Source organism: Tessaracoccus yangjingae (assembly GCF_054483935.1).
In genome coordinates this window covers 1,437,997-1,453,522 of sequence record NZ_CM137014.1, presented here as the reverse complement: position 1 = coordinate 1,453,522, position 15,526 = coordinate 1,437,997, and the positions used below count along the sequence as shown (strand labels likewise).

General features: G+C 69.4%; 15 protein-coding genes. 6 read left to right on the top strand and 9 right to left on the bottom strand.

Translation table 11 applies throughout. The features are described 5' to 3' along the window. Positions 1 to 12 precede the first annotated feature (12 nt). A complete protein-coding gene (locus ACX1D3_RS06185; protein ID WP_458996113.1) occupies positions 13 to 498 on the bottom strand; it encodes a CarD family transcriptional regulator in 486 nt (161 codons plus the stop codon). Between the two features lie 167 nt (positions 499 to 665). Here ACX1D3_RS06185 and ACX1D3_RS06180 point away from each other — a divergent pair, with 167 nt between their 5' ends. Beyond that, positions 666 to 1,157, top strand: coding sequence for a hypothetical protein (locus ACX1D3_RS06180; protein ID WP_458996112.1), 492 nt, complete (start codon positions 666 to 668; stop codon positions 1,155 to 1,157). A 9-nt stretch (positions 1,158 to 1,166) separates the two neighbouring features. Here the strand turns inward: ACX1D3_RS06180 and ACX1D3_RS06175 are convergent, their stop codons facing one another. After that, positions 1,167 to 1,844 (bottom strand): response regulator, encoded by a 678-nt coding sequence (locus tag ACX1D3_RS06175; protein ID WP_458996111.1) that lies wholly within the window; start codon positions 1,842 to 1,844, stop codon positions 1,167 to 1,169. Next, positions 1,845 to 3,020: a sensor histidine kinase gene (locus tag ACX1D3_RS06170; protein ID WP_458996110.1), complete on the bottom strand. Its 1,176-nt coding sequence runs from the start codon at positions 3,018 to 3,020 to the stop codon at positions 1,845 to 1,847. Between the two features lie 197 nt (positions 3,021 to 3,217). On the opposite strand from ACX1D3_RS06170, the gene phoU reads away from it, so the two are divergent. The 3 genes from phoU (at position 3,218) to ACX1D3_RS06155 (ending at position 5,556) form a co-directional block, all read left to right on the top strand. Then, positions 3,218 to 3,883, top strand: coding sequence for a phosphate signaling complex protein PhoU (phoU, locus tag ACX1D3_RS06165; RefSeq protein WP_458996109.1), 666 nt, complete (start codon positions 3,218 to 3,220; stop codon positions 3,881 to 3,883). Positions 3,884 to 3,980: 97 nt separating this feature from the next. After that, entirely contained in the window at positions 3,981 to 4,730 is a 750-nt protein-coding gene (locus tag ACX1D3_RS06160) for a phosphoglyceromutase (RefSeq protein ID WP_458996108.1), read from the top strand. An 88-nt stretch (positions 4,731 to 4,818) separates the two neighbouring features. Further along, on the top strand, positions 4,819 to 5,556 hold the full coding sequence (locus tag ACX1D3_RS06155) for an SDR family oxidoreductase (RefSeq protein WP_458996107.1): 738 nt from the start codon (positions 4,819 to 4,821) through the stop codon (positions 5,554 to 5,556). Between the two features lie 7 nt (positions 5,557 to 5,563). Here ACX1D3_RS06155 and ACX1D3_RS06150 read toward each other — a convergent pair whose 3' ends face one another. The 6 genes from ACX1D3_RS06150 to ACX1D3_RS06125 all read right to left on the bottom strand — a co-directional run bounded on the left by ACX1D3_RS06150 (position 5,564) and on the right by ACX1D3_RS06125 (position 12,102). Next, complete coding sequence (locus ACX1D3_RS06150; protein WP_458996106.1) at positions 5,564 to 7,018, bottom strand: AI-2E family transporter; 1,455 nt, start codon at positions 7,016 to 7,018, stop codon at positions 5,564 to 5,566. A 76-nt stretch (positions 7,019 to 7,094) separates the two neighbouring features. Beyond that, on the bottom strand, positions 7,095 to 8,255 hold the full coding sequence (locus ACX1D3_RS06145; RefSeq protein ID WP_458996105.1) for an iron-containing alcohol dehydrogenase: 1,161 nt from the start codon (positions 8,253 to 8,255) through the stop codon (positions 7,095 to 7,097). A gap of 135 nt (positions 8,256 to 8,390) precedes the next feature. Then, positions 8,391 to 8,750: a biotin/lipoyl-containing protein gene (locus ACX1D3_RS06140; RefSeq protein ID WP_458996104.1), complete on the bottom strand. Its 360-nt coding sequence runs from the start codon at positions 8,748 to 8,750 to the stop codon at positions 8,391 to 8,393. Positions 8,751 to 8,769: 19 nt separating this feature from the next. Further along, a complete protein-coding gene (locus ACX1D3_RS06135) occupies positions 8,770 to 9,030 on the bottom strand; it encodes a hypothetical protein (RefSeq protein ID WP_458996103.1) in 261 nt (86 codons plus the stop codon). Positions 9,031 to 9,044: 14 nt separating this feature from the next. Further along, the gene (locus ACX1D3_RS06130) at positions 9,045 to 10,601 is read right to left on the bottom strand and encodes an acyl-CoA carboxylase subunit beta (RefSeq protein ID WP_458996102.1); all 1,557 of its coding nucleotides are present in this window, start codon (positions 10,599 to 10,601) and stop codon (positions 9,045 to 9,047) included. Between the two features lie 10 nt (positions 10,602 to 10,611). Then, positions 10,612 to 12,102 carry a methylmalonyl-CoA carboxytransferase subunit 5S gene (locus tag ACX1D3_RS06125; protein WP_458996101.1) on the bottom strand — a complete coding sequence of 497 codons (1,491 nt, stop codon included), beginning with the start codon at positions 12,100 to 12,102 and terminating at the stop codon, positions 10,612 to 10,614. A gap of 383 nt (positions 12,103 to 12,485) precedes the next feature. On the opposite strand from ACX1D3_RS06125, the gene ACX1D3_RS06120 reads away from it, so the two are divergent. Both ACX1D3_RS06120 and ACX1D3_RS06115 read left to right on the top strand, forming a co-directional pair. After that, positions 12,486 to 14,879: a glycoside hydrolase family 3 C-terminal domain-containing protein gene (locus ACX1D3_RS06120; RefSeq protein WP_458996100.1), complete on the top strand. Its 2,394-nt coding sequence runs from the start codon at positions 12,486 to 12,488 to the stop codon at positions 14,877 to 14,879. 20 nt (positions 14,880 to 14,899) lie between these two features. Then, complete coding sequence (locus ACX1D3_RS06115) at positions 14,900 to 15,523, top strand: hypothetical protein (protein ID WP_458996099.1); 624 nt, start codon at positions 14,900 to 14,902, stop codon at positions 15,521 to 15,523. Positions 15,524 to 15,526: the final 3 nt, after the last annotated feature.

Below are 15,526 nucleotides of genomic sequence, written 5' to 3'. Positions count from 1 at the left end.
TCTGGTTTTGTATCAGGAGGCGAGGACCTCGTCGAGCATGATCTCGGCCTTGTCCTCTGCTGTCTGCTCGGCGAGCGCGAGCTCGGCGATCAGGATGGCGCGGGCCTTGGCCAGCATCCGCTTCTCACCTGCGGAGAGGCCCTTGTCGCGGTCACGGCGCCAGAGGTCACGGACGACCTCGGAGACCTTGATCACGTTGCCGGAGTGCAGCTTCTCCATGTTGGCCTTGAACCGGCGGGACCAGTTTGCCGGCTCCTCGGTGTGCTCAGCGCGGAGCACCGAGAACACCTTCTCCAGTCCGTCTGCATCCACGACGTCCCGCACGCCGACCAGGTCCAGGTTGCACGCTGGAACGCTGATCACCAGGTCGTTCTGTCCGATGACGCGAAGGACAAGGTAGAGCCTGTCCTCGCCTTTGATGGTCTTGTTCTCGATGTCTTCAATGACAGCCGTCCCATGATTGGGGTAGACCACCGTTTCACCGATCGAAAAAGTCATTCTCACTGACCCCTTTCCCAGCCTCGATTCTAGCAGCCCGCGCCACAACGGCCCAGACCGCGCGTCTTAGGCCACCCCAGGGGCCCACCGGTGGAGGCTTCGTGGTACACGCAGCGCCGATCCGGTTAGGATGTGCCTAGCCGCACGCCCCCACAGCCGGAGGACCCATGAGCAAGACCCTGCGCCGCACCGCGGCCCTCGTCGCCACCGTCGCGCTCGCCGCCTCGCTGAGCGGCTGCACGGCCGGCCAGTGGGAGTACGGCGCGCCGCCCGCCGCAGGGGTCCAGACCGACCAGGGCGGCCTCAAGCTGCGCAACTTCGTGGTCCTCACCGACGGCGAGGGCGCCGGCATGATCGTCGGCGGCATCGCCTCCCGCGACGAGCCCGCCCAGGTGGTCGGCCTCGGCTACGCCGCCGAGTTGGAGGACGGCTCCTTCGGCGAGCTCAACGCCGTCCCGTTCGAGGCCGAGATCCCCAAGGGCAGGACCATCATCCTCGACGGCTCGGAGACCTCGTTCAACACCTCGGAGCTGATCGTGGGACGTCTCGCCCAGGTGTCCGTGCAGTTCGACGGCGGGCAGAGCGTCCAGCTCAGCGTGCCCGTGGTGTCGGCCGATCATCCCGACTTCGCCGAGGCATGGGAGCAGGCCAACGCCTGAGGCGGGCCCTCACCCCTCGAACTTGTAGCCCAACCCGCGCACGGTGACGAGGCGCTCGGGGTTCGACGGATCACGCTCGATCTTCGAACGGAGCCGCTTGATGTGCACGTCGAGGGTCTTGGTGTCGCCCACGTAGTCGCTCCCCCAGATCCTGTCGATCAGCTGCCCCCGCGTCATCACCCGTCCGGCGTTGCGCAGCAGCAGCTCCAGAAGCTCGAACTCGCGTAGCGCGAGGCGCACGTCCTGACCGTCGACGTTGACCTGGTGGCGCTCCACGTCGATCCGCACCCCGCTCACCTCGACCACATCCGGGAGCAGCACCATGTCCTGGCCGCGGCGCAGGACGGCCCGGATGCGGGCCACCAGCTCGCGGTGGCTGAACGGCTTGGTGACGTAGTCGTCGGCCCCCAGCTCCAGGCCCACCACCTTGTCGACCTCGGAGTCCCGGGCGGTGACCATGACGATCGCGACGTTCCCACGCGCACGCAGCTGGCGGCACACCTCCACCCCGGGGATGCCGGGCATCATCAGGTCCAGCAGGACCAGGTCCGCGCCCACCTTGTCGAACTCCGCGAGGCCCTCCGCGCCGTCGGCAGCGGTGACCACGTCGAATCCCTCCTTGCGGAGCATGAAGCTGGTCGCGTCGCGGTAGGAATCCTCGTCCTCGATGATCAGGATGCGGGTCATCTAGGCCTCCTCGTCTGTGTCCGGGTCGGTGTCTGTGGGCTCCGGGCCCAGGTAGGCGGGCAGCCGCACGGTGAACGTGGACCCCTGGCCCGGGCGGGACCACACCCGAACCGTGCCGCCGTGCGCGTTGGCGATGTGCCGCACGATGGACAGGCCGAGCCCGGTGCCGCCGCTCTGCCGCGACCTCCCGTAGTCCACGCGGTAGAAGCGCTCGAACACGCGCTCCTGGTCCTCGGGCTTGATGCCTATGCCGTTGTCGGAGACCTTGATCTCGACGAACTCGTCCCCGTCCGCGGTGACGGGAAGGATGCTGAGGGTGACGCGCGCCTTCTCGTCGGAGTAGTTGATGGCGTTCTGCACCAGGTTCGTGACCGCGTCCGCGAGCTGCCACCGGTCCCCCATCACGCTGGCATGCGTGGTGCGCGCGAGGATGAGCGAGACGCCGCGCTGGTTCGCCCTCTCCTGGGAGCGGGAGATCGCCTCGGCGACCACCTCTGCCACGTCCACCACCTCACGGCTCAGCAGGGGGTCGGTGGATTGGAGCCTCGAGAGGTCGATGATCTGGTTGACCAGTTCCGCGAGGCGGGCGGTCTCCAGCTGCATGCGCGCCACGAACCGCTCCACGCTCTCCGGGTCATCTTTGGCCGCGTCGATGGCCTCGGCCAGAACCGAGATCGCCCCGATGGGGGTCTTCAACTCGTGGGAGATGTTGGCGACGAAGTCCCGCCGCACCGCTTCGACCCGCTTCTGGGAGGACTCGTCCTCGGCGATCACGAGCACGTTGTCGTCGATCATCGGGGCGATGCGGGTGGTCAGTTCGAGCCGCTCCGCGCCCGGGTGCAGATCCCTCACCACGGGGCCGCGGTAGGGCAACTGCGAGGAGCGGACCTGCCGGACCAGCTCGAGCAGCTCGGGGAAGCCCACCCGGCTGCCGCGCGCGAGATTGAGCGCGACCCCGGTCTCGTTGACGATGAGGATCTCGTCGTGGGGCCCTACCAGCACCGCACCCGAGGCGATGGTGTCCAGCACGTCGCGCAACTCGAGCGAGGCCTTGGCGGCCATGCGCTGGGCCTCCAGCTGCCGCCAGTCCTGGCGCCCGCGCAGGAGCAGGTAGGCGAAGAGACACACCAGCAACATCACACCGGCCCCGATGAGTCCGGCGAGGGCTGGGTGCATGCCTTCATCATATGGGGCCACGCGCGGGCCGTCCGGTCCATGATGGGCCGGCGATGGGCGTCGTCGTGCAGACTTCACCGGCTGTTCACCGTGGGTTCATCGGGGGGAAACGCCCTGCTACCCGGGGTCAATAGCGTTCGGGTGGGTCCCCGCCACGGCTAGACTCACTCTTGATTTGACACACAAGGAGCCCGCACATGCGCACCAGCTACCACGAGGAGCTCGACTCCATCATCGACAACCTCGTTTCCATGGCGGAACTGGTTGAGGTGGCCATCCGCGAGGGCGCAGAGTCGCTGCTGACGGCAGACCTGACGCGGGCCGAGGCAGTCATCACCAACGACGCCGAGCTGGACCGGATGCACGAGGAGATGGAGTACAAGTGCCTCTCCCTGCTGGCGCTCCAAGCCCCCGTCGCCGGGGAGCTGCGCACCATCGTCTCGGCCATCCGGGTGGTGTTCGAGCTGGCCCGCATGGGTGATCTCGCCGCGCACGTGGCGAAGATCGCCCGGCTGCGCTACCCGGCCAACGCGGTGCCGGACGAGTTCACCGGCAGCTTCCGGGAGATGGCGCAGATCGCGATCGAGATCGTCGGGCTGGCGCGGGAGTCGCTGCAGAAGCGCGACGCCGTCGCCGCCCAGCGCCTGGTCGAGATCGACGAGCGGATGGACGTCCTGCGGCGCGAGCAGTTCACGCTCATGCTGGGTGAGAACTCCGGCATCTCGGTGGAGGGGGCAGTCGACGTGGCCCTGCTGGGCCGCTACTTCGAGCGGTTCGCGGACCACGCCGTCGCCGTCGGCCGGCGCGTCATCTACATCACCACCGGAGACGTGCCGGAGGGCGAGGACTGGCCCAACGCCTGAATCAACGTGACGGGCCGGCGTGCTTCCCTGGGGGGCGCGCCGGCCTTTCGCATCCCTGCCCGACAGCGGCGGCGTCATCGCCTGTAGGGTTTGCGGCATGACCGCGAAGTTGATCCTGCTCCGCCACGGCGAGAGCGAGTGGAACGCCAAGAACCTGTTCACCGGCTGGGTGGACGTGGACATCAACGAGAAGGGCATCGCGGAGGGCAAGGCTGCGGCCGGCCTCCTCAAGGCCGAAGGCCTGCTGCCCGACATCCTGCACACCTCCCTGCTGCGCCGCGCCATCCACACCGCCTACCTGGCGCTGGACGGCTGCGACCGTCACTGGATCCCCGTGAAGCGCAGCTGGCGCCTGAACGAGCGCCACTACGGGGCGCTGCAGGGCAAGGACAAGGCGCAGACCCTGGCGCAGTACGGCGAGGAGCAGTTCATGCTGTGGCGCCGCAGCTACGACACCCCGCCGCCGCTGATCGACGTCGACGACGAGTTCTCGCAGCACCACGACCCGCGCTACTCGGACATCCCCGAGGCGGACCGGCCCCGCACCGAGTGCCTGAAGGACGTCGTGCACCGCATGCTGCCGTACTGGGAGGCGCACATCGTCCCGGACCTGGCCGAGGGCAAGACCGTTCTGGTGACGGCGCACGGCAACTCGCTGCGCGCGCTCGTCAAGCACCTGGACGGCATCTCGGACGAGGCGATCGCCGGGCTGAACATCCCCACCGGCATCCCGCTGTTCTACGAGCTCGACGAGGACTTCAAGCCGGTCACCCCCGGCGGCCGGTACCTCGACCCCGAGGCCGCCGCCGCTTCGATCGAGGCAGTGAAGAACCAGGGCAAGCGCTGACCTGAATTTCATCGATGGGCGCTCGGGTGACCGGGCGCCCATCGCCGCGTCCGGGCGCGGGCCATCCCTGGTGGCTAGAGTGACGAGCATGAAGACAGCTGTGGTGACAGGCGCCAGTTCAGGGATCGGCGCGGCCAGCGCGCGCATGCTGGCCCGTGAGGGATACCGGGTGGTCTGCGCCGCGCGCCGGGCCGATCGCATCGAGGCGCTCGCCGCGGAGATCGGCGGGCTGGCCGTCGAGTGCGACATCACCGTCGACGACGACGTGGCCCGCCTGGCGACGGCGGTCGGGGACAGCCTGGACGTGCTGGTCAACAACGCCGGAGGGGCCCTGGGGCTGGAGCCCGTGAGCGACGCGGATCTCGACGCGTGGTCCGCCATGATCCAGACCAACCTGATCGGCACCACCCGCGTCATCAAGGCGCTCCTCCCGGCGCTGGTCGCGGCGGAGGGCGTCATCGTGTTCGTCACGTCGACGGCGGCCGACTCCGGGTACGAGGGCGGCGCCGGCTACTGCGCCGCGAAGGCGGGCGAGCGCGCCGTCGTCGAGTCCATGCGCCTGGAGCTCTACGACGTGCCGGTGCGCATCACGGAGATCTGCCCTGGAATGGTGCGCACCGAGGGCTTCTCCGTAACGCGCTTCGGGGGCGACGAGGAGCGCGCCGCCGCGGTCTACGAGGGCGTGGCGGAGCCGCTGACCGCCGAGGACGTGGCGGACGCGATCACGTGGATGGCCACCCGCCCGTCGCACGTCAACGTCGATCGGCTGACGATCCGCCCCCGGGCCCAGGCGGCGCAGCACAAGGTGTACCGCCAGCCGCGGTGACCCCGCGTCAGGTGCGCCGCCGCCGCATCCTGTCGATCCACGACGCGTGGGCGCCGTCGGCGTGCTCGTCCCCGGGAGCCGCGTCCCCGGGGGCCGCGGCCGCCACCTCCTCGGCGTGCCGGGTGCGCCGCAGTTTCACCAGAGCGTTGAAGAACTGGGCGGCCCGCACGGACTCGCTGGCCACCACGTGGCCGTCGGCCGTGGCCCACTGGATCTCGTCGGCTGACCTCTCGCCCGTCCGCAGGTCGATGAGATCTCCCAGATACCGGAACACGACGGCGAGTGCCGCGGCCACGGGGACCGACAGGAAGGCTCCGATGATGCCGAACCACACGCTGCCGAGCACCACGGCGAGCAGCACCACCACCGGGTGCAGCTGCATGACCCTGGACTGGAGCATGGGCTGGAGGACGTTGCCCTCGAGCTGCTGGACCAGGAGGATCAGGCCCAGCACCAGCAGTGCCGTGGTGAACCCGTTGGAGACCAGGGCCACCAGCACGGCGAAGGCGCCGGCCGTCACGGCCCCCACCATCGGGATGAAGCCGGCCATGAAGGTGATGACGGCGAGCGGGAAGGCCAGTGGCACGCCGAGCAGGGCCAGCCCGAGCCCGATGAAGAATGCGTCGACGAAGCTGACGATGGCCTGGGTGCGGATGTAGCCCGAGACGGTGCCCCAGAGCCTCGTCAGGAGCTCGGTGGCGTGGAAGCCGGCCCGGCGCCCCACAACCTTCCGGGTCCAGCCCAGGAAGCTGGCGCCGTCCTTGAGGAAGAAGAAGGTGAGCACCAGCATGAGCACCAGGGTGACCAGCACGTTGCCGACGCTGCCCCCCAGGCTGAGCGCCTGCGAGAAGATCTGCCCGGCCCGGGACTGGAGGTAGTCCAGCCCCTGCGTGATCCAGTCGTTGAGCTGCTCGTCGCGCAGGTTGAGCGGCGGTCCCGCCGCCCATTCCTGCAGCCGGCGGACTCCCTCCACCGCCTGCGAGGACAGCTCGGGCCACTGCTTGGCCACGCTCGGAGCGATGCTCGCGATCAGGCCGGCGATGATAGCGACGCCGCCGAGCAGGGAGATCGCGGCGCCCAGCGCGTACGGGACACCTGCGCGCTTGAGGGCCGCCGTCGCAGGCCAGAGGACGGAGGTGAGCAGGAGGGCGAGGAGGACGGGCAGGATGCCGTCCCAGAACTGCCCGAACGCCCAGCCCAGCGCGGCGAGTGCCAGCGCGATGAGCAGGAAGCGCCCCGCCCACAGCGCGAGCCAGCGGCCGCCCTGTCCGATGACGTCGGCGCGGTCGACGGGCTCCAGCGGGTCCGGCCCGGGCAGCGCGTCGCTGGGGCGGCCCGGCCGGGGATCAGGGATCGACGCCGCGGTGGCGGCCGGATCGGCCTCCGGGCCGCTGGCCACTGGTGGGGCCTGCTCACCTGACGTGAGTGATGGGTCCGCCTGCTGAGCGTCGTCGTGGTCCACCCATCCTCCTTGAGTTCGCGCCAGGGCCGGAAGCCGCAGTGTGTCGTTCAGCGTACCGGGCCGCCAGGCCCACCCGTCATGCCGCGTCGCGGAGGATCGCCAGGAGTTCGTCGCGGGTCAGCGTGATCGGGTTGCCCTTCATCGAGCTGCCCTTCATGGCCGCGTCGGCGACGGCGTCGTGGTCCGACTCGGCAAGCCCCAACTCGGCCAGCCCGGGGAGTTGCAGGCTCTCCTTGAGATCCTCGAGCCAGGCGTCCAGGGTCTCACCGACGCGCTCGGGATCCGCGTCCTGTGGTCGGCCGGTGAGCGCCTCCGCGGCGACGACGTACTTCTGCAGGGCGGGGTTGCCTGGCTCGCGCGTGCTCATCGCGTGGATGTTGGTGCGCGTGACCACCCGCAGAAGGGCCGCGCAGACGGCCCCGTGCGGGGCTCCCGTGACTCCTCCCAGCGGCCCCGCGAAGCCGTGGACCGCGCCGAGCTTGGCGTTGGCCAGCGAGAGCCCGCCCATGAGCGAGCAGTACGCCATGTCGGTGCGGGCCTCCAGGTCCTCACCCTCCGCCACTGCGCGGGCGAGCCCGCGGGCCGCCGCACGGAGCCCGGACGTGGCCAGCGCATCGACCATGGGGTTGGCGAAGCGGGAGGTGAGCGGCTCCAGGCACTGGGTCAGCGCGTCCATGCCCGACTGCGCCGTCACCAGCGGGGGGCATGAGACGGTGAGGGCCGGGTCCACCAGCGCCACCGTCGCGAGCATCGAGGGGCCACGCAACGACACCTTCACCCGGTGCTCGACGGAGGTGAGCACCGCGTTGGCCGTCACCTCCGAACCGGTGCCGGACGTGGTGGGCAGGGCGAGGAACGGCAGCGAGGCGTGTGGCAGCGGGTGGCCGCCGCCGATCACCTCGGCGTGGTCCATCGGGTCCGTGTCGCCCGCGGCCAGCGCGGCCACCACCTTCGCAAGATCCACCACCGCTCCCCCGCCGATGCCGATGATGTGGTCCGCCCCGGCCTCGCGCGCGGCGCCGACCGCCGCGCGGGCGTCGTCGAAGCTGGGCTCGCCGCTCAGGGCAAAGGAGCCGACGTCGGAGATGTCGCGGAGCACCTCCGCGTGGCGGTGGGTGTTGCGGCCGGTGAGGACGAACGGCCGCTCGCCGAGGCGGCGGCTGTGGTGCGGCAACTCAGCCGCGACCCCCACCCCGAACCGGATCGACGTGGCGGTGGCGAAGGTGAACTCGGTCATTGCTCCAGCCTGCCAGAACGAGGCCGGACCCGCTCCACGATCTGGAGGCCGCTCAGCCAGGCTGATCCTCGCCGGCGCACAGCGACGGGCCCCGGGTGCGGCTGCACCCGGGGCCCGTCTTAGATCTGCGGTCGGTCAGAGCTCGATGAGCGCCTGCCCGCCCTGGACCGCGTCGCCGGGGGCGACGAGGATGGCCGAGACGACGCCCGCGGCGGGGGCGGTGATCTCGGTCTCCATCTTCATAGCCTCGAGGAGGAGCAGGACCTGCCCTGCCTCGATCTCGTCGCCGACCTTCACCAGCACGCGCGCGACCGACCCGGCCAGCGGGGCCACGACGGCATTGGAGCTGACCGCGGACACGGAGGCCTTGGTCGGGATGGGATTGGCACCGGCGTTGACGCCGATGATCACCGGCCCCATCCCCTGGCGCTCCTCCTCCTCGACCTCGACGTCGATCTCGTATTCCGTCTCGTTGACGGTGACCTTCAGTTTCATTGGTTCTCCTGTGGCTGTGTCAGCGGACGTGTGGGACGGAGCGGTCGTGGACGCGGGCGCGGCTGGCCGCGGCCCACCTGGTCTGCGACCCGTAGCGGATGGCCCGCACCTTGGCCTTGTGGCCGAAGTAGGCGGCCACCGCGGCCCCGATGGCGATGATGTCCGCCTCCGGGATCTGGCGGCAGTCCTCGAGCGATTCGACCCGGGCCTCGAGCGCGGCGACCTTCTCTGTGAGTGCGGCGACAGCGTCGCGCAACTCCTGCAGCGTGGTGTCTTCCATCGTCGATCCCCCGATCAGGCCGGGCCGAGGCCGTGCTTCTTGGCGGGGCGCACTTCGCGCTTGCCGACGAGGAGCTCAAGGGCCATGGCGATCTCGCGACGGGTGTCGGCGGGATCGATGATGTCGTCCACCAGGCCACGGCTCGCGGCCATGTACGGGGTGGAGAACGTCTCGCGGTACTCCTCGACCAGTTCGGCGCGACGCGCCGCCTTGTCCTCAGCCGCGTCGATCTCGCGACGGAACACGACGTTGGCCGCGCCCTCGGCGCCCATCACCGCGATCTCGGCGGTGGGCCAGGCGAGCACCTTGTCCGCACCCAGGTCCTTTGAGCACATCGCCAGGTACGCGCCGCCGTAGGCCTTGCGCATGACGACGGTGATCTTCGGGACGGTGGCCGCGGAGTAGGCGTACAGCATCTTCGCGCCGTGGCGGATGATGCCGTTGTGCTCCTGGGCGACGCCGGGCAGGAAGCCGGGGACGTCGACGAGGTTCACGACGGGGATGTTGAACGCGTTGCAGAAGCGGACGAACTTGCTCGCCTTGTCCGAGGAGTCGATGTCGAGCACGCCGGACATGACGCTGGGCTGGTTGGCGATGATGCCGATGGTGCGGCCCACGATCCGGCCGAAGCCCACCACGATGTTCTTCGCCCAGCCGGCCTGCACCTCGAGGAAGTCCGCGTGGTCCACGATCTCGGTGATGACCTCGCGCACGTCGTAGCCCTTGTTGGACTGGACGGGCAGGATGTCGCGGAGCTTCGGATTGGGCTCCACCACGTCGTCGGGATCGACGATGGGGGCGTCCTCGGTGTTGTTCTGCGGCAGGAAGCTGAGCAGCTTCTTGGCGATCAGGATGGCCTGCTCGTCGTCGTCGGCCACGAAGTGCACCACGCCGGAGCGCGCCATGTGCGCATCCGCGCCACCCAGCTCGTCCTGCGACACGTCCTCGCCGGTGACCTGCTTGATCACGCCGGGGCCGGTGATGAACATGTGGGCCTTGCGCGTCTGGATGATGAAGTCCGTCAGCGCGGGCGAGTAGGCGGCACCGCCGGCGCAGGGGCCGGAGATGATGGAGATCTGCGGCACGGCGCCCGACAGGAGCACGTTGGCGTAGAACACCTTGCCGTAGCCGGAGAGCGAGTCGATGCCCTCCTGGACGCGGGCGCCGCCCGAGTCGTTGATGAAGACGAACGGCGTGCCGGTGGTCAGCGACGCCTTCAGGCTCTCGGTGACCTTGATCGAGTGCGCCTCGCCGGCCGAGCCACCCATGACGGTGAAGTCCTGGCTGGCCAGGTGCACCGGGCGTCCGAGCACGTAGGCGGAGCCGGTGACCACGCCGTCGGCGGGCATATCCGCCTGGTCCATCCCGAAGGTGGTGGTGCGGTTGCGGCGGAAGGCGCCGGTCTCCTGGAAGGAGCCGTCGTCGACCAGGGCGCTGATCCGCTCGCGGGCGGTCAGCTTGCCCTTGTCGCGGTGCTTCTGCAGCTTCCCTTCGCCGCCGCCTGCGTAGACGTGGGCGCGCTTCTCGGCCAGCTGCGCGAGGCGCTCGGCCATGGTGTGTTCCTTAGGCATTCGTGGCTCCTCAGACTGGCTCGACGGCGACGTGGTGCTCGCGGCCGGCGAGCGTCACCTTGTACTTGATGGGCCCCGTGATGCCCTGATGCGAGGCGGCGGCCACCTTCTCGGTGTTGAGCTGCTCGGTGGTCTTGGCGACGCTCTTGGGGCCCTGATCCCGGGTCTTGAAGAACGCCGGCGCCACACCGGGGAACATCGCGTTGGTGAGCACGTCCTCCTCGGAGCCGTCGAAGCCCTCGAGCGCCGCGGCCTGGGTGTTCAGCTCGTCCCATTCCGGCTTCAGGTAGTCCGCGGGGCGGCCGGTGATGATGTCCTTCTTGGTCTGCTTCTGGGCCAGCTCGATGACCTCGGGGTTGCGCTCCCCCAGGCACTCGCCGTAGTAGCCGAGCATGAGGTCGGCGAACTCGCCGGTCATGACCTTGTAGCGGCCCATCAGGACGTTGAACACGGCCTGCGAGCCCACGATCTGCGACGACGGTGTGACCAGCGGCGGGTGGCCGGCGTCGGCCTTGACCCGCGGGACCTCCTCCATCACCTCGCGGATGCGGTCACCCGCGCCCTGCGCCTTGAGCTGGGACTCCATGTTCGACAGCATGCCGCCGGGGATCTGCGAGGAGAAGATGTCGGTGTCCACCAGCGTGGCCGACTCGAACTCCTTGTACTTCGGGCGGACGCCGGCGAAATGGTCGCGGATCTTGAGCAGCCGGTCCATGTTCAGGTCCGTGGTGTACTCGGTGCCCTCGAGCATCGCGACGAGGGACTCCGTCGGGTTGTGGCCGGGGCCGAGCGACATCGACGAGATGGCCGTGTCCACGACGTCTGCGCCGGCCTCGATGGCCTTCATCAGCGACACGAGCGTCACGCCCGTGGTGGAGTGGCAGTGGACGTTGATCTGGACGTCGCCGTAGGTCTCCTTGATGCCGCGGATGATGTCGTAGGCGGGCTGCGGCTGCAGCAGGGCGGCCATGTCCTTCAGGGCGATGGACTCGGCGCCCATGTCCAGGAGCTGGCCGGCGAGCTTGATGTAGCCCTCGACGGTGTGCACCGGGGAGATGGTGTAGCAGATGGTGCCCTGGGCGTGCTTGCCCACCTTCTTCACGGCAGCCATGGCGTGGGCCATGTTGCGGGGGTCGTTGAGTGCATCGAAGACCCTGAAGACGTCCATGCCGTTCTCGGCGGACTTCTCCACGAACTTCTCCACCACCATGTCCTCGTAGTGGCGGTATCCGAGGAGGTTCTGGCCTCGCAGCAGCATCTGAAGCCGCGTGTTGGGCATCAACTCGCGGAAGGTGCGAAGGCGCTTCCAGGGGTCCTCGTTCAGGAATCGGATGGCGGAGTCAAAAGTCGCGCCACCCCAACATTCGACCGACCAGTAACCAGCCTGGTCGAGGTCCTCGCAGGCGCCGACCATGTCCTCCATGGCCATGCGGGTCGCCATCAAACTCTGATGCGCGTCTCGGAGTACAAGCTCCGTCACGCCGATCTTTCGGGCTGTCATGGAGTAATACAACCATGGGGCCGGGCCGCCCGGAACGGCACCCCCGAGATAATCGGTCCGACCAACCCCAGGTAGCATGGTCGACCCTCTGCGCCATCCATCTTCCCTTGTGAGCATTGCCTCCCACCGCCGTCGAGACCGCCCGCGGATTCCGTCGCGTCGAGGCCCTCGGCCGCTCCCCCCAGGACGTCCGACTGCGCCCTCCGGACGGGCAGGACGACGGACGCGCCAGGGCCGGGAACCAGGGGGGATCCGACGGATTGAGCCGCCGATCGCGCCGGTTGTGCAAACCGGCCGGAGCCCGGGCTGGCGGCCGTGGTCAACTTCCGGTGTTCCCCTGGGGCACGTTCCCCGTCCCAGGACGCCCATCACCGGAGATGCCCATGATCGAGAAGCTGACGACGCTGGAAAAGGCCGCCCTGCTCAGCGGCAAGAACGTCTGGGAGTCCCGCGACCTTCCCCGCCACGGCATCGCGTCCTTCTTCATGGCCGACGGCCCGCACGGCGTCCGCAAGCAGGTGGGCTCGGGCGATCATCTCGGGCTCAACGCATCCGAGCCCGCCACCTGCTTCCCCACCTCTGCGACGGTGGCGTGCAGCTGGGACGCAGAGCTGGCCGAGGAGGTGGGGCACGCACTGGGCCGGGAGGCCCGCGCCCTCGACGTCGACGTCCTGCTCGGCCCCGGCCTCAACCTCAAGCGGAGCCCGCTGGGCGGCCGCAACTTCGAGTACTTCTCCGAGGACCCGTACCTGAGCGGCAAGCTGGCCGCCGCCTACGTCCGCGGAATCCAGGCCGAGGGAGTGGCCGCGACACCGAAGCACTTCGCCGTCAACAGCCAGGAACTGCGCCGCATGTCGTCGGACTCCGTCGTCGACGAGCGGACGCTGCGTGAGCTGTACCTCACGGCGTTCGAGATCGTGGTCCGCGAGTCCGCGCCCCGGGCGCTGATGAGCTCGTACAACCTGGTCAACGGCACCTACGCCCACGAGAACCGGCACCTGCTCACCGGGATCCTCCGCGACGAGTGGGGCTTCGACGGCGTGGTGATCAGCGACTGGGGTGGCAGCAACGACGCCGTCGCAGCCGTGGCCGCGGGAGCCAACCTTGAAATGCCCGCGCCGGGTCTCGACTCAGTGCGCCAACTGGTGGAGGCCGTCCGCGACGGCCGCCTCGCCGAGGCCGACCTGACCGCCAGGTCGGCCGAGGTGGTGCGGCTGGCGCTCTGCGCCCGTCAGACCCCTCGACCGGAGATCGACCGGGACGCCCACCACGGCATCGCCCGGCGCGCCGCCGAGGAGTCTATGGTCCTGCTGCGCAACGAGGGCACGCTCCTCCCCTTGGCCCCCGGGACCCGCGTGGCGCTCATCGGCGACATGGCCGACACGCCGCGGTACCAGGGCGCGGGCTCCTCCGCCGTCAACCCCACCCGCCTCACCAGCGCCCGGGAGGCGATCACCGCCAGTGGGCTGGACCTCGTCGCCTACGCCCAGGGCTACCGTCGGCACTCCCCCGCCGACGCCGAGCTGGAGCGGGAGGCGGTGGCCAAGGCCAAGGCCGCCGACGTGGTGGTGCTGTACCTCGGCCTGGACGAGATCAGCGAGTCCGAGGGCGTGGACCGCCGCCACATCGACCTTCCCGACGCACAGCTGTCCCTGCTGCGTGCGGTGGCCGCGGCCAACCCGAACGTCGTGGTGGTGCTGAGCGCTGGCTCGGTCGTCGACATGGGCTGGGCCGATCAGGCCCGCGCCGTCCTGCACGGCTACCTCTCGGGACAGGCCGGCGCGGAGGCGTCGATCCGGGTGCTGACCGGGCAGGTCACCCCGTCGGGCAAGCTCGCGGAGACCTACCCCATGGCCCTCACCGACACGCCCACCTACGGGCGGTTCCCCGCCGAGGGGCGCGTCAGCGCCTACCGCGAGGGACTCTTCGTGGGCTACCGCCACGCGGAGGCCGCCGGGCGCGCCGTCCGCTACCCCTTCGGCCACGGCCTCAGCTACACCACCTTCGCCTACTCCGACCTCTCCCTGACCGACGACGGCGCCGAGTTCACCCTGACCAACACCGGTGAGGTGGCGGGGGCGGAGATCGCGCAGCTGTACGCCGCGACACCCGGCAGCGCGGTGGTCCGGGCCGACAAGGAGCTCAAGGGCTTCGTCAAGGTCCGGCTGGCGCCCGGCGAGTCCCGTCGCGTCAGCATCGCCTTCGACGCCTACACGTGGCGCCACTTCGACGCCGCCAGCGGCGCGTGGGTGACCGAGGACGCGACCCGCCGCGTCCTTGTCGGGGCCAGCTCGGCGGACATCCGGCTGAGCGGCGACCTGCACGTCCCCGGCGTGACCATCAGCCGCGCCGTCGCGCCCGCCACCCTGCGCACCGCCATGCTCCGCGGCCTCACCGACGACGAGTTCAGCGACCTGCTGGGCGTCACGGTGCCGGAGGAGGACGCGTCCGGCGGCCTCGACCGCAACGACCCGCTCGGCGACCTGCGCCGGGCCCGCAGCCCGCTCGCCAGGTTCGCGCACTGGGTCCTCAACACGCTCCGGCTTAGAAGCGAGGCCAAGGGCGAGCCGGACCTCAACATCGCGTTCCTGTACAACATGCCCGTCCGGGCGCTCGGGAAGATGACCAACGGCATGGTCAACGACGAGATGGTCGACGGCATCGTCACCCTCGCCAACGGCCACCACGTCCGCGGGCTGCGGGCCATCATCGGCGGATTCGTCCGCAACCGGCGCACCGCCACAGACCTCACGCGCCGGCTCACCGAAGCCCGCTGACCATCCAAGGAGTAGACCCCATGTTCTCGAAGATCCGCACGATGTGGGGTGGCTTCAGCGAGCGCCACCCTGAAATGTCGAAGTTCCTCATGTTCTTCATCCTCAGCAACGGCGTGACCGTGCTGCAGATCGTCGTCATGCCGGTGTTCAAGGCCATCTTCGGCCAGACCGCCCTCATCGACGTCAACTTCCAGGTCTGGCCGGTCGGCTCCAACGTCGACGGCTCCCAGTACTACGTCTTCGACTACGCGGCCGGCGCGCTTCCGGAGGGCGGCGGTGGCCTGGCCTACTTCCTGGCCGTGCAGCTGGCCATCCTCATCGCGCAGGTGATCAACTTCTTCGCCCAGCGCAACATCACGTTCAAGTCGAACACCTCCATCTGGCGCGCCGCCTTCTGGTACCTGGTGGCCTACATCGTCATCACGCTGGTGGCGGCCGCCGCCCAGGGCTTCTACAAGGTGCCGATCTACACCTTCTTCATGGACACCCTCGGCTGGGGCGGGACCGGAGAGGCCACCGCCGACGTCATCACGATGATCATCAACGCGGCCATCTCGTTCTGGGTCTTCTACCCCATCTTCAAGGTCATCTTCAAGCAGGTGCCGGTGGCCGACGAGGCCCAGCCCGCGCAGCACTCCGCCTGAGAG